The sequence below is a fragment of the Microcoleus sp. bin48.metabat.b7b8b9.023 genome, from assembly GCF_013299185.1.
Lineage (GTDB): Bacteria > Cyanobacteriota > Cyanobacteriia > Cyanobacteriales > Microcoleaceae > Microcoleus.
On sequence record NZ_JAAFKG010000020.1, the window covers coordinates 41,941 to 63,342 of the forward strand.

Below are 21,402 nucleotides of genomic sequence, written 5' to 3' on the forward strand. Positions count from 1 at the left end.
AGCGCTCTTTTGCATATGTCAAGGAACCCAAATTAAATAATTTACACATATTTTGTGGGATGGGCGTCCCGCCCGTCCTTTCTTGACGGGCGAGACGCCCATCCCACAATACTGTAAAATTTGTTACTCAAATCTAGGTACGTAGTTGCGATGAAAGCGCTCTTTTGCATATATAAGGAGCGCTGAAGCGCAACTACGTACCTTTGTTGCTGGCAGGGTTTGATTAATGACCACTAACCATTTTGGCCCATGAACTGTTCGACAAAATTCGTGTAAACTTCGCCCCTGAGAAACTCGGGGGAATCGAGGATTTTTTGGTGGAAACTGAGGGTGGTGGGGACGCCGGTGATGGCGCATTCCCGCAACGCCCGTTTCATCCTGCGGATGGCTGAAGGTCGATCGCGCCCCCATACAATCAATTTACCAATTAAAGAATCGTAGTAAGCCGGTATTTCGTAATCGGTGTAAACGTGGGAGTCCATCCGCACGCCGGGGCCGCCAGGAGGCAAAAAGCCGGTGATTCTGCCGGGATGGGGCCGGAAATTGCGATCGGGGTCTTCAGCATTGATCCGACACTCGATCGCGTGACCATTGAGAATTACCTGGTTCTGCTTAATTTGCAGCTTTTCACCTTGGGCGATCCGAATTTGTTCCGCGATCAAGTCCAGCCCCGTAATCATCTCCGTCACAGTATGTTCTACCTGAATCCGAGTGTTCATTTCCATGAAGTAGAACTTGCCCGATTTGTCAAGCAAAAATTCCACAGTTCCCGCACCGGTGTAATTAATGGATTTAGCTGCGGCAATGGCGGCGTGCCCCATTTGATCGCGCAGTTTCTGGCTGAGGGCGGGGCTGGGCGCTTCTTCCAAGAGTTTCTGGTGTCGGCGCTGAATCGAACAATCTCTCTCGCCGAGGTGGATGACGTTACCGTAGTTGTCGGCGAGGATTTGGATTTCGATGTGGCGGGGTTTTTCGATGAATTTTTCGAGGTAGACTCCGGGATTACCGAAGGCTGCATCGGCTTCACCTTGGGCTGCTGAGAATAGTTTGGGGAGTTCCGATGCTTCTCTGACTAGCCTCATGCCGCGGCCTCCACCGCCGGCTGTGGCTTTGATTATGACAGGATAACCGATGTCGCGGGCTATTGCTAAAGCTTCGCGATCGTCCGCCAGCAATCCGCCGCTACCGGGAACTGTGGGGACTTTCACCCGCTGCATGGTTTCTTTGGCAGTAGATTTGTCACCCATCGCCCGCATCGCAGCCGGAGAGGGGCCAATGAAAGTAATTTGATGATCCGCGCAGATTTCGGCAAATCGGGCATTTTCGGCGAGGAAGCCATAGCCTGGGTGAATCGCTGCGGCGTTGCGCGTCAGGGCAGCCGAGATAATGTTAGGGATGTTTAAATAGCTTTTGCTACTGGTGGGGGGGCCGATGCAAACGGCTTCGTCGGCCAACTGAACGTGCAGGGCGTGCTTGTCTACGGTGGAGTGAACGGCGACCGTGGCAATCCCCATTTCCTCGCAGGTGCGTAGTATGCGGAGGGCGATTTCCCCCCGATTAGCGATTAAAATTTTCGAGAACCCCATCTTCGGTGCTTATTCACTCAATATTCTGTAGAATAATCCCTTTCGGTATCTTCTGGATAATGGTTGCCCATAAATTCTTAATAAAAATTTATTTTACATTTTGGTGATAGTTGTGCTATGGTTTTAAATCGGTGGTCGAAAAGGGCTAGTCACAAGTTAAATGTCAGGAACCTCAGCCTGTGAATCTTTAACTCGTAACGCAAAAAATCCCAGAGATTGTCAGAAAGAGCGGATGTGGCGGAATTGGTATACGCGCACGCTTGAGGTGCGTGTGGCATTATGTCCTTGCGAGTTCGAGTCTCGCCATCCGCATTGAATATATGAAACAACTGCTGGCAGTTTTGACTGTTGGCAGTTGTTTTATATTGAGTATCGTCGGGTGAGTGGCGAGAAACCGGGTTTTTGGCAGAGACTTGGTGACAACTCCCAGATTTGGGAAAAAACCCGGTTTCTGAGATTTAGTTGCTATACTGTAGACACTATGTATATACATCCTTAAACAAGGGTGAAGTCCTGAGAATAATATTACTAGCTAGAGGATTGGACTATGGTTGGGACGATCGCAAAGTGGGGAAACAGTCTTGCTGTTCGGATTCCACAGCATTTAGCTAAAGAGATTAACTTAGTGGAAGGTTCCCAAGTGCAGCTTGTCTTGATAGATGGTAGGCTGACGATCGAACCGATAACTCGTCGGCGGTATTCGCTTGAGGAGTTGATTGAGGCGATTACTCCAGAAAATCTTCATACTGAGATTGATAGTGGAGTTGCTGTGGGGAATGAAGTTTGGTGACACAATCAAATCCCTACATTCCGAGTCGAGGCGATATTGTTTATTTAGACTTTGACCCCACTAAGGGACACGAACAAAAAGGACTTAGACCTGGTTTTGTGCTGTCGCCTCGTGCTTATAATCAGAAAAGTTCTTTAGCTTTATTTATGCCTATTACCAAGCAACAAAAAGGGTATCCTTTTGAAGTTGCTTTACCAATTGGATTAAAAGTTCAGGGAGTGATTCTTGCAGATCAAATCAAGTGTCTAGACTGGAAAGTTCGCGGTGTTCGATTCGTTGAGTCTGTATCTGAAGATGTGATTGAGGAGGTACAAACCAAAATTGAGCCATTGTTATTCTAAAAGTGGTGGCGAGAAACCGGGTTTTTGCGACAGACTTGGTGACAACTCCTAGATTTAGGAAAAAACCGGGTTTCTGAGATTTGGGTGGGTGGCGAGAAACCGGGTTTTTGCGACAGACTTGGCGACAACTCCCAGCTTTCGGAAAAAACCCGGTTTCTGTGGTTTTGATGCGCCCACAAATATCAATTAAGAGGGAGGTAGACTTTCGCGACTAGATGAAATTGCCTCCACAGGTGATGATTTACTCTGGAGGTGGCGTTTAGTGAAAAACCAAGCCAACCATCCCAAGCCACCACCGCATAAACAACTAACTACAACCGCAATAACGAAGGGATGAGGCGGTAACACAGGATGTTGAGGAGAGGGAAAATCCCAAGGTTTTTCGATTAAGGGGTAGCCGGCGGCTAAGATTCCCGCAAAGCCGACTCCGACGCCGATACCGGTACCGACTGCTTGAATCGTATTTTCTAATTCTCGATCGCGATTCTTCTCATTTATCTCCTTATCCTGTAAAGTTATCTGTGATTGGCGATCGAACTTGGCTTGTTCTATTGCCACTAAACCCCGCAATGTATCGATCAATTCGCCGCTCAAATCTTTACCGGGCTTGATATAACTGAGGTAGGTTTCTATTTGGTCGAGATAGCGCTTGCAGGTAGTTTCGCCAAACTCTTGCCAAGTGGGAATATCGCCCGGTTGCCAGAATTTTTGCAAGTAAGTTTGATAGTTGCGCTGATTGGTTTCGATCGTGGTATAATGAGCTTGCAAATTTCTGAGTTGCCGTTGATACTGCATGGATAGTTCGGGCATTGATTCCAGAATTTTTTGCAGTTTTTCTAATGGCTCATCTTGCTTGAATTCTTTAATCTTTGCTTCGAGTTCGCTGTAAACTTTTCTGGCTTGACTGTAACTTGCTTGCGCTTGTTGGTAGGCATATTCTATTTTGTGGCGCGTTCCAAGTGACCTAAATAAAAAGTCGTAAATTACTGATGAGACATCTGGAGATATCGATCGATTGTCGATCCAAACTAAAATCCGATATAGTTTATTGGGTCGATCGTCCTGGTAGAGTTCGTATTCAAATAAAGGAACTTCGAGCAATTTACCTTCACCGACTAATCTGGGTGTAAAGTTAGTTTTTTTCAGAAGATTCGCGACCAATTCATCGGCTACGGATTGACATTTTGGCTCGTCTATGTTTGTTTCGCCGTAAAGCCAGATGGTTTCACCGAGAGTGTTTTCCGAAAAATCTAAAAACAGGCTGCTAGGTTCAAATAAATCGATGTCTGCGGCTGCGATATCTCGATCGCACTCTGCGGGAGATAAGGTGAGATCGAAAGCGTAGGTATCGTTTAATATAAATGCTTGCAAATTCCCGCTAATTGCTAATCCATTTTGGTTAATGGCAGCAAGTTCTATCGGTTTTTGGTCTTTGGTTAGGTACCATCGATCGATTAAATTTAAGGCTTTTGTCTGATGTTTGAAAACCTGTGATTCTTCATCGAACTCATAGCAAACTAATTGAGATTTCACATCTTTTAGTTCAGTGAAAGGCAGTTTATCACCGATCTTAATCAGATTTTCCCAAATTAAATCGGCTTTAGGTGAAAGTCGATCGAGAGGTTCAGCTAAAGTCTGATTGAGATGGAAAAAACACGCACTGATACTAAAGTTTTTCATAGAGAAGACGGCGGAGCTTGCTTTGGTTCGGGAGGTTTTTCCGCAGCTACGGTAAGATTTTCTATGATGTCTTTTAAGATTTGAATTCGTTGTTCCGGTGTGGTAGTCGATCGGCCTTTGTTGGGTAATTTATCTGTAGGATATCTCATCAATTCAGCTAGGTAGGGAATCTGGACTTCTGGCTTATCTTGCAGCCAATTTTCAATAATTTCGACATTTTTTTCATCACTGTCCGTTAGTTCGGCTTTGAGAGAAATTAGGGCATCTCTCAAGTTAACAAATAAATCTGATTGAATTAATCGCTGGAATATTTCTAGTTTGTCGCCGCTATTACTCATGTTTTGCTCTCCTTTACCCACCGCACAGAAGCCAGCCCAATAATATGGGTTTTGATAAATTTTAGCACAAACTCTTTGAGTTTCTGCGTCTTTTTTCAGCAAGTATTGTAAAATTAGTCGCCATTTTTTGTCTAGGAGGTGACATTGGTTTGTCCAGTCGAGGAAGCCTTGGATGTCGGTGTCTCGCATCCAGATTTGGGCTTGGTTTAATGCTAGGGCGAATTTACCGGGTTGGTGGTAGAGGTTTTCGTAGGTTTTGATCAGTAAAATTGCTGTAGAAATGGGATTGACTGACCACAAACTGATGTATAAACTGGGACAGCCCGCGAGGAGGAAACCGCTGGTGAGGCTGATGTATTCGTCGGTGTTGTCGAGTTGGACTTGTCCGGTTTCGCAGGCGGAAAGGGTGACGAGGCTGCATTCACTGAGGTTGAAATAGCAGATGATTTCTTGTAGGGTGAGAGTACCGTCGGCTAGTTCTAAACCAGATTGTAGTGGATCGTTGCGATCGAAGGAACCGTGACAGGAAAAGAACAGATGATGGCTGTCTGCAGCTTTTTCGGCTATTTCTAATTTTAACTCTGATGGTTCGCCTTTTTTGGCATTTCCTTTAGCTAAAATTTCTGAGTTGAGGAAGATATTTTTGATGGTTTCTACTTCCATTTCGGCAGCTAATAAGTTATCTGTGGGGTTTTGAATGGCGAATAACTTATCGAATTTACCGCGTTCGTATTTTTGGACTTGGTGGAGAATTTGGCAACTAGGGGCGTAGGAAACTCCACCGGGAAAGGCATCTATTAAATATTTGGCGGTGTTGTTGGTAAGTGGGAGGGCGTGGAGAGGGAGGAGGTGGAGGTAGCGGTGGGGAATTAGGATTAGTTTATCGCAGGTTTTAGGAATCGCATTGACTATCTCATCGATGTGGAGGATTTGGGCTAGGTTAGGTAGTTTTGTTTCTAGGCTATTTTGCCATTGTTGACGGTTGCTGTCATAATCTCCTAAATATTCATTTCCCCAATCAATTAGTTTTTCTAAATCTGACTTATCAAATGAAAAAAGTTGTAGTTCTGAATCGTCATTAGTGATGATGAACGCACAAAAACTATCGATCAAAATGTACCATTCTACAATTGCTGTTTTTTCATCGGCTAATTGCTTGATTTCACCAAACTTCAGAGGTGTATAGGGATATTTTGCAGCTAAATCTTGGCGAAGTTGGTTGATGGTGTCGTAATTTTTGACTTCAGCTTGTTTTAAACGTTGATTTTCTTCGGCAATTCTCAGCCTTAACTGCTGCAACTCTCGGCGTAATGCGTCGGGTATTTCACCTTTGGGATACAAATCTTTCACCGATAGCAACTCTATTAAGTTTTGCCCCTTGGAACGATCGGCATATTCCACAGCTTCATTGTAGCGTTGCAGTTGAATGCAAACTTCTACCATGTTCAGATAGAGTTGGTTCCATTCTTCTGCTAATTTCTGTTTGCTCTCATCTCCCGAATAAATTTCACCTCGGAGAAAATTTATGTGATCGATGGCATCAGCAAAAGTATTGTAAGCTAGCTGCAAGTTAGGAAGTTTGTGATAGGCAATCCCTAAATTAAACAATGTTCCAGCATGGTTTTCTGGAAAGGCATTGCGGGTGTAGACTTCTAATCCCGCAGCGAAAAATGCGATCGCCATTTCAATATTCTTTGCTTTCTCTCCCCTGATTCTGTTCGAGTAGGTAAGTCCCAGATTATTTTGCGTCATTGCCCAATTTTGGGGAAAGGTATCGAGGGTGTAGACTTCTAATGTCTCAATGTAAAAGGAGATGGCGCTTTCGATATTCTGTGCTTTCTCTCCCCGGATTCTGTCATAGTAGGCAGTTGCCAGATTATTTTGCGTCATTGCCCAATCTTGCGGAAAGGCATCGCTGGTGTAGATTTCTAATGCAGCATTGAAAGATGCGATCGCCATTTCAATATTCTCCACTTTCTCTTCTCTGATTCTGTTGGAGTAGGCAATTCCGAGATTATTTTGCGTCTCTGCCCATTTTTCTGGAAAGGCTTCGCGGGTGCGGACGGATAATGCGGCATTGTACAATGAGATCGCCTCTTCAATATTTTTTGCTTTCTCTTCCCTAATTCTGTTCGAGTAGGCATTTGCCAGATTATTTTGCGTCCCTGCCCAATCTTGGGGGAAAGCATCGCAGGTGTAGACGAATAATGCAGCAGTGTAAGATGCGATCGCCATTTCAATATTCTCTGCTTTTTCTCCTCTGATTCTGTCATAGTAAGCAGCAGCCAGATTATTTTGTGTCATCGCCCAATCTTCGGGAAAGGCATCGGCTGTGTAGATTTCTAATGCAGCATTGAAAGATGCGATCGCCATTTCAATATTCTCTGCTTTCTCTCCCCTGATTCTGTTCGAGTAGGCAAGTCCCAGATTATTTTGCGTCCCTGCCCATTTTTCTGGAAAAGCCTCGCGTGTATAAACTTCTAATACAGTATTGAAAGATGCGATCGCCCCTTCGATATTCTCTGCTTTGTCTCCCTTGATTCTGTTCGAGTAAGCATTTGCCAGATTATTTTGCGTCTCTGCCCATTTTTCTGGAAAGGCTTCGCGGGTGCGGACGGATAATGCGGCAGTATAAGAGGAGATTGCGCTTTCGATATTCTGTGCTTTCTCTCCTCTGATTCTGTCAGAGTAAGCAACTGCCAGATTATTTTGCATCCCTGCCCAATCTTCGCTTCCCGGTTCCCGATGATTTAAAACTATTTCATAACCAGTAATTGCAATTTCAATATTATTCGATCTACTTCCCAGCGGAAAGTTACTAATATCAATACTCAAATTTCCAATGGTGGCGACAATTGACTCAATCGCTTCTGGATGTTCGGCAATTAACTTCTGGGCGACTTGCTGTAAAGTCTCGGCAAAACAGTGATTGAGGAGATGTTGTCGCCCGATCAGCATCGGGTAAATTACTTTTATATCGCTATTGCTATCTTGTTCTGCTTGCAATAATTCTCTGATAAAATTTGCATATTCTTGGGGTTTTTCAACTTCAGAATTATCGCTATCTCCGTCATCGTTCATTCCCAAGAAATTAGCTATTTGACTTGCCGTTTCTAATAAAAAAGTAGCCGCATTTTCTTGATTATTTTCCGACAATTGGGCTGCAACAACCAGCATCATTTGCACTAACTCAGCATCCACCAATTCCGAGTTTGCATTCAAGATTTGATTTTCTTCACCGTTAGGGCAATTCAGCAGGGTGTGAATTAATTGGAGGTAGGCTCGATCGCGGGTTTCGTCCATTGTGGGGAGTTGTCAATAACACCGATGTTTATTTTATCATGATTTTACGATATTTTGTAGGGGCGGGTTCACCAACAATATCTAACAATTACCAACCATCTAGATAAACCCGCCCCCACACCACCGATAACCCACGTCAACCTGAAATTTGCATCGCATCGCAAAAACCGGATGATTGTTGGTTGGGTTGGGGCGGGTTTTTGAGATTGTTTGTTTCAGGCGATTATGGTTGGTGAACCCGCCCCTACAGCGAATGATTTTGAAGGAGATTTTTTGACGGCGATCGAAATATTCGATCGCGCGCGGTAGGAATATAAGCGCTGATTTCATACCTCTTAAGGATTAACTGAACCGTATCAATTTCTACCCAATCCCGTACAAGTAATCGAAATTACCGTCTCCCACAGAGTTTCTAAGGGTATTGATGATTTTCTTTGTGTCATCGTAGGGCCCCTCAATATAATAAGGTTTTCCATCGCGACCGAATTTCAAGCTAATTTCGCTGGTTGGTTCTCCTAAATGAGCCTTCGACTCCTCGAAATCGCGATGCGGTTTAAAGCCTAATTTTTGGGCATAGGCGATCGCGCCCCAAACCAAAGCTTGTGCTTGCTCTAAACTAATCTCTTCGTATCCCACAAACGGCGAGTAAGAATTCTCGATGAGATTTTTATATTGGCTATCGTTGCAGTTACGCGGCGGCATGGCATCCTTCACTCCCAAACACCAGTAGTCGATCAAATAAGTGGCTGCAACAAAACGATTGTATCCCTTGGAACGAGTAACCATCACTAAACCCAAACCGCCCGCTTCATTTGTTTCATTTCGCAACAAGACATTGGCAAAATTTACATCCACGAGACATTGAGCAACGGGCAATAAATCTCCTTTTTCGGCGCTAGCGAGGGCTGTTTGTTCTGCCTGGGATATCAGGAAGGTACTGACTTCGGATACTTTCAATCCTAACTTTCGGGCGATTTGTTTGGGCGTTAATTGGCGATCGCGCAGGCTGAGAATTTCTTGTTCTTGTTCGGGTTGCATGGTTTGTCTACTCCCGTCAGGGCTGGGTTTGATCTGAGCGGATTATTGTAGCGCGATCGCGCACGAAAGTACAGATTGACTTTTGTGACGAGGGTTGAGAAACCGGGTTTTTGCGACCAACTTCGTAACATTGCAAATATTCAGGAAAAAACCCGGTTTCTGAGATGGTGCGCGGGTGGCGAGAAACCGGGTTTTTTTGAGATTATTCGTTATTATCGATAAAAATCGTAAAAACCCGGTTTCTTGGATTGGAAGGACTGAAGTCCTCACTACGAACCTAGTTTTGCGCTAATTTCGGTGGCCGCCCCATTAAACCGGTCATCAATCGCAATGCTAAAAACCTCACCGGGGGAATTGTCCGCAAGCACCACAATCCGAAGCGGCGAAATGCTACAATCGGCAGCCATGTATTGGAAAACAATCTATCTAGAAAATCGGTAAATCCTAACACGATTAAGTTTTCTTTTTTGCGCCAATTGTGATACCGTTTCAATACTCGCAAATCGCCGATGTCTTCGCCTTTTTGGTGCGCTTGCTGCAAGATTTGGGCGATCGCCCCTGCGTCTCGAATGCCCATATTCAATCCCTGGCCGCCCACGGGATGGCAGCAGTGGGCGGCGTCGCCAATTAGTGCTAATCTGGGCAACACGTAGCGATCGCTCTGCATTAACTGCACGGGAAACAAAAACCGATCGCTCTCCAATTCCAAGCGCCCTAACAGCCCGCCGGTGCGCTGTTCCAACAAAGCTAAAAACTCTGTTTCATCCATTGACTGCAAAGCTTTTGCTTCCGCGTGGGGCGCAGTCCAAACTACTTGACAACGGTTTCCTGGTAATGGTAAAACTCCCATCGGGCCGCTCGGCCAAAAGCGCTCGAAAGCAATATCGTTGTGCGGCTTTTCGGCTTTAATGGTGATAGCTACGCAGGATTGCCAGTATTTCCAGCCGCGAGTGCCGATGTTGGCGGATGTGCGGATTTGCGATCGCGAACCGTCGGCTGCAACTAATAATTTAGTCCGAATTGTCCGAGTTTCACCGTTCTGTTTTACTGCTATTTCAGCGCAATCATTTAAATATTTTACTTCGATTACTTCCGCCGGACAAACCCAACTGAAATTCGGGTTTTTTGCTAAGGATTCCTGCAAAGCTGACAGCATGACTCGGTGTTCGCCGACATAACCTAATGCCTCTTTTGGTACGGGTAATTTGCCTGTATTTCCTAAGTCTGGGCGGTGGAATTCCACTACTCCGGGATAGTCGCCGTCGCAGAGGCTAATTTGCTCGAAGGTGGTGATTTGTGGCAAGATTTGCTCCCACACGCCGAGGCCTTCTAAAATCATTCCTGACAGCAGGGTGACTGCGTAGGCTTGTTTTTTGGCTGCGGCGGCGGCAGGGAGTTGGGTTTCGATTATGGCGATTTTTAAGCCGGAATCTTTGAGGGCGCAGGCTAAGGTGGCGCCGACTATGCCGCCGCCGACTATGGCTATGTCATAGTCTAATTCCGGTGTTTGGATGGGGGCTGTTGTTGCAGAAAGTTGGTTTACGGGCATTTTCAAGGGATTTTTTTAAGTGAATAATTATATTTACTCTTGTATTGTAAAGAATTATTGCGATTTTGGGCGATCGACCCAGACGGGGAGATGACTATTTTGCAAGGTGCGTCGCTTAATACTGCGGAGGGTTTTATGTGGCGAGGTATGTTGCTGGGCTTTAGCCCCAAAAGCGCCCAAGCGCAACTACGTACCAAGAAAGGTATGTTGTTGGGCTTTAGCCCCAATAGCCCTGAAGCACAACTACGTGCCTATGGTATCTCTGGTATGTAGTTGGGCTTTAGCCCTCGGAGCGCTGAAGCGCAACTACGTACCTAAGAGCGCTGAAGCGCAACTACGTACCTGTGTGACACTCAGGCATTAATGACTGATGACTAATGACTGATTACTGCTCACCATTTCCTTTTCCTTGATGTTTTCCGTTGCTTGGGCTGATAGATTCTGGGAAATGGGAATCTCTATGATAAACTCTGCACCTTTCCCGGGTGCAGAAACACATTTCAATTTTCCTCGGTGTTTTTCAACTATAATTTGATAGCTGATTGATAGTCCTAAGCCAGTGCCTTTGCCGACGGGTTTGGTAGTAAAAAATGGATCGAACAATTTGCTCATAACTTCAGGATTGATTCCCATCCCGTTGTCGGCAATCCGAATGGTTACTGTGTCTGTATTCGCACTGGTGTTAATCTGAATGGTGTTGGGGCTAGCATATATTTCTGTTGGAGAACGCTTGCTATTGTATTCTTCGAGGGCATCGATCGCATTTGCTAACAGATTCATAAATACTTGATTGAGCTGACCTGCATAGCACTCGACTTTGGAGAAGCTGCCGTAGTTTTTGATAATTTCGATCGCCGGACGCACTGAATTAGCTTTGAGCTTGTGCTGCAAAATTACTAAAGTGCTTTCGATTCCTTCGTGAATGTCTACTCGCTTCATCTGCGATTCGTCGAGTCGGGAAAAGTTACGCAAGGATACAACTAAGTCGCGGATGCGATCGGCTCCTACTTTCATTGATTCCAAAATCTTCGGAAAGTCTTCCATTAAGAAATCAATTTCTATCTCTTCGGCTGATAAAGCAATTTCCGTGACGGGATTTGGGTATTTTTCTTGGTAAAGGTGGAGCAATTCGAGCAAGTCTTTGGCGTATTGGCTGGCGTGGGTGATGTTGCCGTAGATGAAGTTAATCGGGTTGTTGATTTCGTGGGCGACTCCGGCAACTAGCTGCCCTAGTGAAGAGATTTTTTCGGTTTGGATTAGTTGGGCTTGGGTTTCGTGCAAGTCGCGGAAAGCTTTTTCGAGCTGGGCTGCTTGCGATCGATACTGTGCTGCTGATTGCTTGAGTGCTTCCAATACTTGGACGCGATCGCTAATATCCGTGTGCGTGCCCACCCATTCGCGAATGCTGCCGTCTGTTGCTAAAACTGGGACTGCGCGCACCCAAAAGTGCCTGTAGCTGCCGTCAGACGCCCGCAAGCGGTGTTCGATTTCATAGAGGTTTTTGGTTTCGACTGCGCGCATCCAAGCTTGCAGCGTGAGATCGCGATCGTCTGGGTGCACCGCCGAAAACCAGTTGTCTGTAGCTTCCTCCAAGCTTTGGCCTGTATATGCCATCCAGTCTGTGGGCGCGATCGGCTTTCCTTGTGCGTCTGTGATCCATACGAGTTGCGCGGTAGCAGCGATCAGCGATCGGTATCTTTGCTCGCTTAAACGCAGGGCTGTTTCGGCTTGGAAGCGATCGCTGATGTCGCGGGCGATGGTAGAAATATATGCGAGTTGGCCGTCTGGTGCTGAGTGGGAGATGATGACTTGGCTGACGGGAATTTCGACTCCCGAGGCTGACACGAAGGCTGTTTCTCCACTCCAAACACCGCCTGAGATTGCGGTGGCGATCGCTTCCTGGAAGGTGTTGCGGGCTGAGGCTGCGGCGAATTCTCCAACTTGTTTGTTCGATATATCTTCGTTTTCGTCGATACCCACCATTTTTCTGCCTGCTTTGTTCATGTAAACAGCGTGCCCGTCGAGATCGCAGATACCTACAAAATCCGGTGTTGCTTCGAGAATTGCTGCCAGACTTCTGTTGGCGACTTCTGCTTGTTTGCGATCGGTAATATCCCGCGCGATGCTAACTATACCGCTGATTTCTCCTTGCCCGTCTCGATAAGCGTTTTTTGTCGAAAGAAATGTCCGCAATTTTCCTTGAACTAGCAATTCTTCTTCCATTACTTGCGTTTTTCCCGCTGTCACGATCTGGCGATCGGTTTTGGTAATATTGGCTGCAATTTCCGCCGGAAATAACTCGCTGTCATCTCGGCCGATAATGTCGTCAAAAGACTTGCCAATGATGCTAGCTCCCGCAGCGTTGAGCATCATGTAGCAGCCCTGAATATCTTTGACAAATAGGGCGGTCGGCGTACTGTTAATGACTGTGAGCAACAGGTTGTAGTTTTTTTGGAGCGCCTGCTCTGTTGTGTGAGAATCGAGAATTTGCTGCTGCAATTGCTCGTTAGCAAGTTGCAGTTCAAGAGTCCGTTTCTCAACTTGACTTTCTAAGTCTGATTTAGCTTTGATCAGCCCCAGTTGGGTTCGATAGCGCCTCCTGTCTGCGATGCAAATAGTTTTGGCATTCTGCCAAATCAGAACAGTAAAAACGATCGCGTTCAATACGCTTAACAGCGATATTCCTAACTCCGGGGAGTAGGCTTGCAACCGCTCTCCCGAGATGATGAAGTAACCTGCCAAAGTCGGAATAACCATCGCCTGTGGTAACAACCGCCTTGCCATGATGCCGCCCGCGCGATCGCTCGCAATTACTGCTATCAATCCTCGCTCTGGACTGGCAAATAAAATGCCGAGGCTCAGCAAAATAAATGCTACGGAGGTGTGCAAAGCCATTCCTGTATAGCCAATTGTGTAAAAGAAAGGTTTGCCGTAGATGTAGCCGATCAAGCCCAGATATGCAATTAAAAATGCACAACAGCTTAAGATTTGAACCCGCAGGTATTTGGGGCGGCGTAGAGACAGCAGCAGCAAGGCAGTTCCCTGCAATAAAAAAGCAGTGGCAGTATTCGGCGCCATCCGTCCCGGTGCTGAGATACTTGTGAGGTTGGAATTGTCTTTAAATAGCAGTTGGTCGATGCCTAAGTCTAAATTAGAGCTATATTGAATTAGGGTGAATAGACTGATTAATATAATTAAAAGTGAACTGGAAACAATTAAAGCTTTATCTATTTTCTGAGGTTTAATTGTTGTTGATTTGGCGCGCCTGCGCTGTTGCAGAAATAGAGACAATCCGCTCAAAATAAAGCAGAACGCTGTGTTCGCTTTCATGCTCGGGAGTTCTGGAAAAATGCTCTTTAAGAGTTGCAGGTCAAAGATCCAACCCAACATGACTGTACAGCCGATCGCGATTACTGCAATACCAGCTTTTTTGGAAAAAGACTGGAGTGCTGCAATTGGGGTTGAGGGCGGCTGCACTTTTTGCGATCGTTCAAAAAATTCCAATTTCTCGCTCCCTCAAATTATGTGAGTTTCTAGGTGTAGAAGGTAACAATAAACACTCTACTTATATTGTTGCCAGATATACCAAGCTGCTTAAGATATTGTTATAACGGTGTAGATAGCACATAATACTAACGATCTTATCTAACTTGAGATAGATTGTCAACTAAAAGTAACAGGCTTTGATGTATAAGGCATTCGTCAGAATTCAATGATTTTTCTTGATTGTTAGTTAAAATAAAAAATTCTTTTTTCTTTCGGATTTGTCCTTATTGTTTGTTACTTATTCCTTGTTCCAGCGAGGTGGTAAAAAGTGCGATCGCCCGATTCATCTTCCGGGCAGAGTGTTTTTACTCACTCATTCGAGGGGTAATGGTAAAGGATTGTGCGATCGACTCCGCAGGGCGCTAACAACAAAAATAGCAGTCGGATTGTCAACCGGCTGCTGTGGCTGTGGTTCGTGCTATCCTATCCGTTGGCTCCGCTAACCTCACAAAAGATAAAACTGTGCGCTTGAAACCAATCCTAGACAAACTTTCGTCCGCTTTCGCGGACTCAAGAGCAGGGTGGTTTTATTGTTGTCATATAAATTAGGTACGTAGTTGCGCTTCAGCGCTCTTTCTAAGATTAGGACAGAGCGCTGAAGCGCAACTACGTACCTTGGCAAAAGTGCTATCCGACCTTTGAGCGATGCTTTCGATAGTTTCAGATTTCTTTTTCCGACAATAAAACTGCCCTGGGTTTCGCGGACTCAAAAAGGGGATATTCAAGCCAGATTTGGTATCAAATCTGACAACCAGGAGGGCGGGCGCGGGGGCACCGCCCCTACCAACTGACTAATGACTAATGACGACAGACTCCCAAGTTTTGAACTGCTTCCAAAGCTTCAGTTGCTGACTGGTAACGCTGGGGGAAAGAGTACAGCACCATCTGGTCTAAAATGCTAGCAAACTCCGGCGTCACAGTTGCATTTTTCTGCCAAATAAGATTGCCTAAATTATCGACTTTGAGTTGTTTCGGGCGCATCCCTGTCAAGGCTTGAATCCCGATGATCCCGACAGAATAGATGTCGCTGCAAAATTTCGGTGCGCCGATGGCTTGTTCCGGGGGAATGTACTCTTGCTGAGTGCCACCGCCACGCGATTTGGTTTGACCGTTGCTATTTTGCGAGGTATTGATTTCTTTGACTGCCCCAAAGTCAATTAATACAATTTTGCTATCTGGTGAGCGCTTGATTAAGTTTTTAGGGTGCAAGTCGCGGTGAATTACATTTTCTTTGTGAACGAAGACTAGCACTTCTAAGATATCTTTCAACAAAGCAATAACTTGATGTTCTTCCCAGGGTTGACCTTCGATGAGTTCTTGATAGAGTGGTTGTCCTTCGATGAATTGATAGACTAAATAAAAATATCCATCTTCTTCAAATCGAGCTAACAATTCTGGTATGCGATCGTGTTGGCCTAAGCGATATAGCACTCGCGTTTCTAGATCGAATAGCTTGCTGGTTTTCTCTGACTGGCTTTTCAGGCGCTTGACGAGACACAAAGGTCGATCGGGCAAATTTTCATCTTCAGCGAGATATGTATCGCTGTACTCGGTGCTGACTAAGTGTTCTCGGATTCGGTAACGCATCCGCAGCAGCTTTTGCAAGATCGGATCGACCGATTTAACAGGTTTTGTGCCTTTTTCTAGAGATCTCATGATACAGTCCCAAAGATTTGCTCCGACTACTCTTTCTTCTGGTCGAATAATTTCTGCTTGCTTGAATATCTTGGTGAGATCTTTCCACAATTTGTAGCCGACATATCGGCCCAGGTATCCCACTGTGTACCCGCGGGCGATCGGATCGTTTTGCTGAATTTCTTGGTACGTCAAACCAGTTAAAACGCCTTTAATTATCGACTGCTGCAACCGACTCAGGTTTTTTTCTGTTTGTTGGTATACCAGGTTGTCCAAAAAAAATATTGCTTCTTCTACCGTCATAGGCTTCATATTTTAAGTGATTTGTACGGGAGTCACGCATTTTTCTATGCCTGAGTTTCTGTTATACATGATTTGACTTAACTTTGATAGCTTTGGCTACTGATTGAAATATATTTTTATAAATATGACTTTTATGATTTTAAGTTATGACTTTTATGAATTGACATTATTCTCAGTTCCGATTATTGTATCAAGTACAAGTTTTAACTACGGAATATATTCCCAAATTAGCACGTTGCAAATTTGGCTGTACCCAATTAAAAAAAATCCTTAGTTAGCTTTTTACGCAGAGCGAAGCCGAAGGGCTGTCTTTCTTCTATAACTACAGCAAAGTGCGATCGACTCGGTACCGATCGTAGCGTTACTTTAATCGGCGCCAGCGGTAACGATTTTATCAGCGGCAGATAATCAAGTTTTGGCAACGGTGACTGGGTTCAATAGTTTGGTTACTGCATGGGATTTTGTGTTGCTGTAGATTCATTTTTTAGATTCCCTACTTTTTTAAGAAGTGGGGAATCTCGCAACTACGATTTTTTCTGGATGATTTTACCGCAGAGGCCGCAGAGAGCGCAGAGAAGAAGAGAGAGATAATATTAAAAAGGCAGAAGGAAGTTCGGCAACGGATTGTGTAACGGATGTAACGGATGGAATTCCGATGGAAGAATGAATAAGGAAGAGGGAAGAAGGGAAGAATTGGACAATTGAAGAGAGGGAGAAACGGCTATTAATTCCCAATGCCCAATGCCCAATCCCTCCGCTACGCTCCGCCCAATGCCCTGTTTGGCCAATGCCCAATTCCTAATTACTTAATCTTGTTCACGTAGCCCCACAAACTGTAATCGCGACTCAGCCAACCCCGGAAAAAAGCCATTTGACTCGGATCTTCTTGCACTCGTTTGTAGCGGTAAATAATCCGTTCGTTAATCATTTGCAGCGCCGTATTTTTGTTATTAGCAGATTTTAGCGCATCCCTCGTGCGCGCATCAAAAACACCAGTTTGCGGCAATCCTAAAGCTTGCTGCAAAAATGTAATAGAATTATTAATACCAAAATTAACAGCAGTGTCAAACATGACGATCGCCAAAGCAGGCTGCATCGTACCCGACAGGCTCGAATCCCAGTAATATTTATAAATTTCCATGAGCTCTGCTTCCGACATCTGCGTCACGTCGAGGGGTGGCAGCCCGCGACTGTAGCGGTAGGAGTTGTATTCCGTTTGCAGGATGCCCCGATAGGTTCTGCCGCCCTTATCTGCGGGGTGATTGCTGAATCCGCCCTCAAAATATAGGGTGAAATAAAGGGCTGTTTGAAATAGTCGCTGCCGAAAGTCGGCTGTCTGCTTTTGCGCGAGAGTATTTTGGGCAAAGGGTAAGGGGATTGCTAAGGCTAACAAGAGTATCCCCAGCAGGAGGTTTGGTTTCCACTTGATGTGATGTTGGCGCTGTGTCGCTTGCTTCTCGCTCATAAATTATCTGTGACGATCGCCCGTAGTTCCGCTAAAACTGCTACTCTGCAAAATGATTTAGATTCAACCTCTAACTTGATAGCACAGATAGGGCGCCAAATGAATTCCGATTTTCACAACCAATCCGAAACACCCCAATTAGAAGATTCTGCATCGCTGACTGTCGTTGCAGAAACTTATTACTCTGAAGGCAATTTAGCAGCCGCCGTCGCTGCTTGTCGCCGAGCTCTGGAATTGCAACCGAATTGGGCGGCGGCTTACGTGACAATGGGCAATGTGCAGCAAGCAAGCGGCCAGATTCAGGAAGCAATGCGGTTTTATTCGGAGGCGATCGCCCTGAATCCCGATTTTGCTGAGGCTTATGCTAATTTGGGGAGTATGCTCTACAAACAAGGGCATTTCGTGGAGGCGATCGTCAATTACCAAAAGGCGATCGAACTTAAACCAACTTTGGCTGCTGCTTACTGGAATTTGGCAGGCGCACTGAAGCAGCAAGGGCAGTCGGATGCAGCCGTAGCCTACGAGCAAAAAGCTCTCGAACTCAATCCCCATCTCGCTCAGGTAGATTTTCACATAAATTTAGGCGATAAATTAGCGCGACAAGGGAAGTTAGACGAGGCTGTGGCTGCATGGCAACGGGCGATCGCATTTAAACCCGATTTACCCGAAGCCTACTGTCAAATTGGCATAATTTTGCGCCACCAGGGCAAAGCAAAAGAAGCCATACCCAACCTGCAAAAAGCGCTAGAAATCAAACCAGATTTTATTGCCGCCCACCAACATTTGTGTGGCATCCTCCGAGATACTAGCGATTTAGCGGCCGCGCGGCAAGCCGTACACAAATACAGCCAAATGTGCGCCGAAACCGATCCAATTATGACGGCGATTTACTACGTCAGCACCTATCAAGTCTCGGGATTGAATCAAATTGCGGGCGATCGATTTTTAGAGTTAGAGTCGTACTTGCAACAGAACTTAGAAACGGCTAGCTCGGTAGAAATTAAATCGCTTTATGCAAACTTCTTATTCAGCACGCCCTATGTGCGAGATGACTTAGCAGCCAACTCTAAACTTTACAGATTAATTGCCCAAAAGTATATCGAAAAATGTATCAAACCCAATTTTTCTCAACCCGCAAATTACAGTTTAAAACCACAATCCCCAGCCAGCAAATTAAAAATCGGGTTTTTATCCAATCACTTCAGCCGTCATTCTGTAGGTTGGTGCAGCGCTGACATCATTCGCGAATTGTCCGAGTTCACACCCAATTTATATCTGTACGCTTCCGAAAGAATTACTCCTGACGATCGCACTCAGCAATTTGATAGTTTGGGCAAACTCACTTTCCCCAAAACTTACCCAAACGGACTTGCCAATTCCGCAGAAATTATCAACCAAATCCAGCAAGATGAATTGGATATTTTAGTCGATTTAGATTCTCTCAGCGTCCCAATTCACGCTGAAATACTTCACCAAAAACCCGCACCAGTTTGTGTCTCTTGGCTCGGATTTGACGCCCCATACATATCCTCGGAAAATTACTTTCTTACCGACTGGCATTCGCACCCAGCAGGTAGGGAAAAATATTATGACGAGCAGCTAATCAGAATGCCGGATTCCTTTGTGGCCGTGTCAGGTTTTCAGAGGTATGGAGTCGATCCGGTGGCGTTGAGAAAGTCGAATCGGATCGGTTTCGATCAGATAGTTTACCTGTGCGTCGCTCCCGGCAGAAAATTCAATTCCGATTTAGTAAAAGCACAAATTGCGATTCTCAAACAAGTGCCGAACAGTATTTTAATTCACAAAGCTTTGGGCGATGCTGCCGTATTTGAAGGTGCGTACCATCAAGCTTGCGAAGCTGAGGGAGTTAGTCGGCACAGAATTAAGTTTTTGCCCAGGTTTGCTACGGAGGAAGAACACAGAATTGTCTATTTGCTGGCTGATGTTTTGTTAGATTCTTATCCTTATAATGGAGGTACTCACACTTTAGAGGCTTTGTGGTTTAATTTGCCTGTGGTGACTCGCACTGGAGAACAGTTTTTGTCGAGAATGGGTTATTCGTTCTTGCAGGCTTTGGGAATTGAAACTGGTGTGGCATGGTCTTGGGCTGAATATGTGGATCTGGGTGTAAAATTGGGTAAAGATGGTGAATTAAGAAAGGCAATTCAAGCACAGTTGATGAAATCTAAAGACGCAGCCAATTTGTCGCCGTTGTGGAATCCGAAAAAGTTTGCTGGTGATATGTATGCGGTGTTTGAAAAGCTATTTCAACAGTTGACAGTTGACAGTTGACAGTTGACAGTTGACCCCCAGAGAGGGACCTCTACCCTTAAGTCCGAGTATTGGAGTAATGAATAGTCTGATTTTAATTTCTCCCTCGAAGGCGGGCGGGCTTTCAACCAATTCTTTCTGGTAAAATCTGAATTAATAGTATGATTTCCACTGGAATGACCGCGATTAAATAGGTTTGTAGTGAGGACTTCAGTCCGCACCAATCAAAGGACTGAAGTCCGAACGATAAAACAAACCGAGAAAGGTTATTTACTCGAAGGCTATTTAACTACTGACTACTGAGTAATAACGTTCGCGAGCGGGGACACCACTATGACAACTGACAACTGACAACTGACTAATGACAACAATTAAGTTTTTGAAACAGCCGACTTCGCCAGCTTGGATCGAACAGGCGATCGCACATTTGGATACAATCTTATTAGATCATTCTCACTGCGAGCGGAAAGCAGCCGGAGTAGCGTTAAATTTAATGTTTCGCTACCCAGCGCGGGAAAAAATGGTAAGGATGTTAACCGCCATCGCCCGCGAAGAATTGGAGCATTTCGAGCAAGTCAACCAGCGCTTAGAAGAGCGCGGGATCGCTTTGGGCCCTTTGGCTGCGCCTCCCTACGGTGGGGGTTTGTCCGCCCAAATTCGCAAGCAGGAACCGGAGAGACTTTTGGATTCTTTGTTGGTTTCTGGTTTGATTGAAGCGCGGAGTCACGAGCGGTTGGGGCTGCTAGGCGAGCATTGTCCCGACGCAGAATTAGCTAAGTTTTACCGCAGTTTGATGGCTTCGGAAGCGCGCCATTACGGGGTATATTGGATTTTGGCAACAACTTATTTCGATCGCGATCTTGTTATTGAGCGGCTGGAGCAATTATCATTGATAGAGAGCGAGTTGCTGGCAACTCTTTATCCTGAACCGAGAATTCATAGTTAAAAGTTGGGTGCATTTCCAGACTGTAAAACACTAATTGTCAGTAAAATTACAGTTGCCAAAGTCAAAAAATAAGTATAATTAGCAACAAGTAATGAGAACCCAACATCGGGATTTTTTAATTCGTTCCTGGGAAACGCGCGATCGGGCTGAGGCATTCCATTTAATTCAGAATGTTTTGGTAGAGTACGGTTTACAATGCGAAGTTCATGGCGCCGATCGAGATGTCTATGATGTAGAACTACACTATCAGAAGAAGGGCGGGGAATTTTGGGTAGTTGAAAAGCACGATCGAATAGTCGGTACAGCGGCTTACTATCCCGTCCAACGCGGAAAGAATGCTGTGGAAATCCGCAAAATGTATATTTTGCCAGCAGCAAGGGGACAAGGTTTGGGGAAATTTTTACTGCAAGCATTGGAAAGTAAAATTATCGCTCGCGGCTTTGATGAAATCTGGATCGAAACTGCTAGCGTTCTCAAAGAAGCTGTTAAAATGTACGAAACTAGCGGATATCTACCGACAACGGGTGTGGAAACAGCAAGGTGCGATCGGGTTTACGTAAAATCTCTCGGCGTCAACAAGCTAGAATAGAGATTCGCGATCGCTTGGAAAT

At 45.3% G+C, this 21,402-nt stretch carries 14 protein-coding genes and 1 tRNA gene; 7 read left to right on the plus strand and 8 right to left on the minus strand.

Annotation, left to right across the window (positions count from 1 at the left end; genetic code table 11):
• Nucleotides 1-233: 233 nt before the first annotated feature.
• Nucleotides 234-1,586, minus strand: a complete 1,353-nt coding sequence (accC, locus tag QZW82_RS13695; protein ID WP_293148967.1) for an acetyl-CoA carboxylase biotin carboxylase subunit — start codon at nucleotides 1,584-1,586, stop codon at nucleotides 234-236.
• A gap of 228 nt (nucleotides 1,587-1,814) precedes the next feature.
• Here accC and QZW82_RS13700 point away from each other — a divergent pair.
• From QZW82_RS13700 to mazF, 3 genes are all read left to right on the plus strand, one after another.
• Nucleotides 1,815-1,898: transfer RNA gene (locus QZW82_RS13700), tRNA-Leu, on the plus strand.
• Between the two features lie 235 nt (nucleotides 1,899-2,133).
• On the plus strand, nucleotides 2,134-2,376 hold the full coding sequence (locus tag QZW82_RS13705) for an AbrB/MazE/SpoVT family DNA-binding domain-containing protein (protein WP_293148968.1): 243 nt from the start codon (nucleotides 2,134-2,136) through the stop codon (nucleotides 2,374-2,376).
• A complete protein-coding gene (gene mazF / locus QZW82_RS13710) occupies nucleotides 2,373-2,717 on the plus strand; it encodes an endoribonuclease MazF (protein WP_293148970.1) in 345 nt (114 codons plus the stop codon). The genes QZW82_RS13705 and mazF overlap by 4 nt, the downstream gene beginning before the upstream one ends.
• 186 nt (nucleotides 2,718-2,903) lie before the next feature.
• Here mazF and QZW82_RS13715 read toward each other — a convergent pair whose 3' ends face one another.
• From QZW82_RS13715 to QZW82_RS13730, 4 genes are all read right to left on the minus strand, one after another.
• Nucleotides 2,904-4,397: a hypothetical protein gene (locus QZW82_RS13715; protein WP_293148971.1), complete on the minus strand. Its 1,494-nt coding sequence runs from the start codon at nucleotides 4,395-4,397 to the stop codon at nucleotides 2,904-2,906.
• Nucleotides 4,394-8,038, minus strand: coding sequence for a CHAT domain-containing protein (locus tag QZW82_RS13720; RefSeq protein ID WP_293148973.1), 3,645 nt, complete (start codon nucleotides 8,036-8,038; stop codon nucleotides 4,394-4,396). Before QZW82_RS13720 ends, QZW82_RS13715 begins: the two co-directional genes overlap by 4 nt.
• A gap of 363 nt (nucleotides 8,039-8,401) precedes the next feature.
• A complete protein-coding gene (locus QZW82_RS13725; protein ID WP_293148975.1) occupies nucleotides 8,402-9,076 on the minus strand; it encodes a DNA-binding response regulator in 675 nt (224 codons plus the stop codon).
• A 277-nt stretch (nucleotides 9,077-9,353) separates the two neighbouring features.
• Complete coding sequence (locus QZW82_RS13730; protein ID WP_293148977.1) at nucleotides 9,354-10,625, minus strand: FAD-dependent hydroxylase; 1,272 nt, start codon at nucleotides 10,623-10,625, stop codon at nucleotides 9,354-9,356.
• A gap of 39 nt (nucleotides 10,626-10,664) precedes the next feature.
• Here QZW82_RS13730 and QZW82_RS13735 point away from each other — a divergent pair, with 39 nt between their 5' ends.
• Nucleotides 10,665-10,898, plus strand: a complete 234-nt coding sequence (locus QZW82_RS13735) for a hypothetical protein (protein ID WP_293148979.1) — start codon at nucleotides 10,665-10,667, stop codon at nucleotides 10,896-10,898.
• 87 nt (nucleotides 10,899-10,985) lie between these two features.
• Here QZW82_RS13735 and QZW82_RS13740 read toward each other — a convergent pair whose 3' ends face one another.
• The 3 genes from QZW82_RS13740 to QZW82_RS13750 form a co-directional block, all read right to left on the minus strand.
• Nucleotides 10,986-14,129 carry a PAS domain S-box protein gene (locus QZW82_RS13740; protein WP_293148981.1) on the minus strand — a complete coding sequence of 1,048 codons (3,144 nt, stop codon included), beginning with the start codon at nucleotides 14,127-14,129 and terminating at the stop codon, nucleotides 10,986-10,988.
• Between the two features lie 840 nt (nucleotides 14,130-14,969).
• Nucleotides 14,970-16,118, minus strand: coding sequence for a serine/threonine-protein kinase (locus tag QZW82_RS13745; protein WP_293148983.1), 1,149 nt, complete (start codon nucleotides 16,116-16,118; stop codon nucleotides 14,970-14,972).
• Between the two features lie 793 nt (nucleotides 16,119-16,911).
• Nucleotides 16,912-17,574 carry a glycosyl hydrolase 108 family protein gene (locus QZW82_RS13750; protein WP_293148985.1) on the minus strand — a complete coding sequence of 221 codons (663 nt, stop codon included), beginning with the start codon at nucleotides 17,572-17,574 and terminating at the stop codon, nucleotides 16,912-16,914.
• 99 nt (nucleotides 17,575-17,673) lie between these two features.
• On the opposite strand from QZW82_RS13750, the gene QZW82_RS13755 reads away from it, so the two are divergent.
• The 3 genes from QZW82_RS13755 (at nucleotide 17,674) to QZW82_RS13765 (ending at nucleotide 21,380) form a co-directional block, all read left to right on the plus strand.
• Complete coding sequence (locus QZW82_RS13755; protein ID WP_293148987.1) at nucleotides 17,674-19,866, plus strand: tetratricopeptide repeat protein; 2,193 nt, start codon at nucleotides 17,674-17,676, stop codon at nucleotides 19,864-19,866.
• Nucleotides 19,867-20,206: 340 nt separating this feature from the next.
• Nucleotides 20,207-20,791, plus strand: coding sequence for a tRNA isopentenyl-2-thiomethyl-A-37 hydroxylase MiaE (miaE, locus tag QZW82_RS13760; protein ID WP_293148989.1), 585 nt, complete (start codon nucleotides 20,207-20,209; stop codon nucleotides 20,789-20,791).
• Between the two features lie 91 nt (nucleotides 20,792-20,882).
• The gene (locus QZW82_RS13765; RefSeq protein WP_293148991.1) at nucleotides 20,883-21,380 is read left to right on the plus strand and encodes a GNAT family N-acetyltransferase; all 498 of its coding nucleotides are present in this window, start codon (nucleotides 20,883-20,885) and stop codon (nucleotides 21,378-21,380) included.
• Nucleotides 21,381-21,402 lie beyond the last annotated feature (22 nt).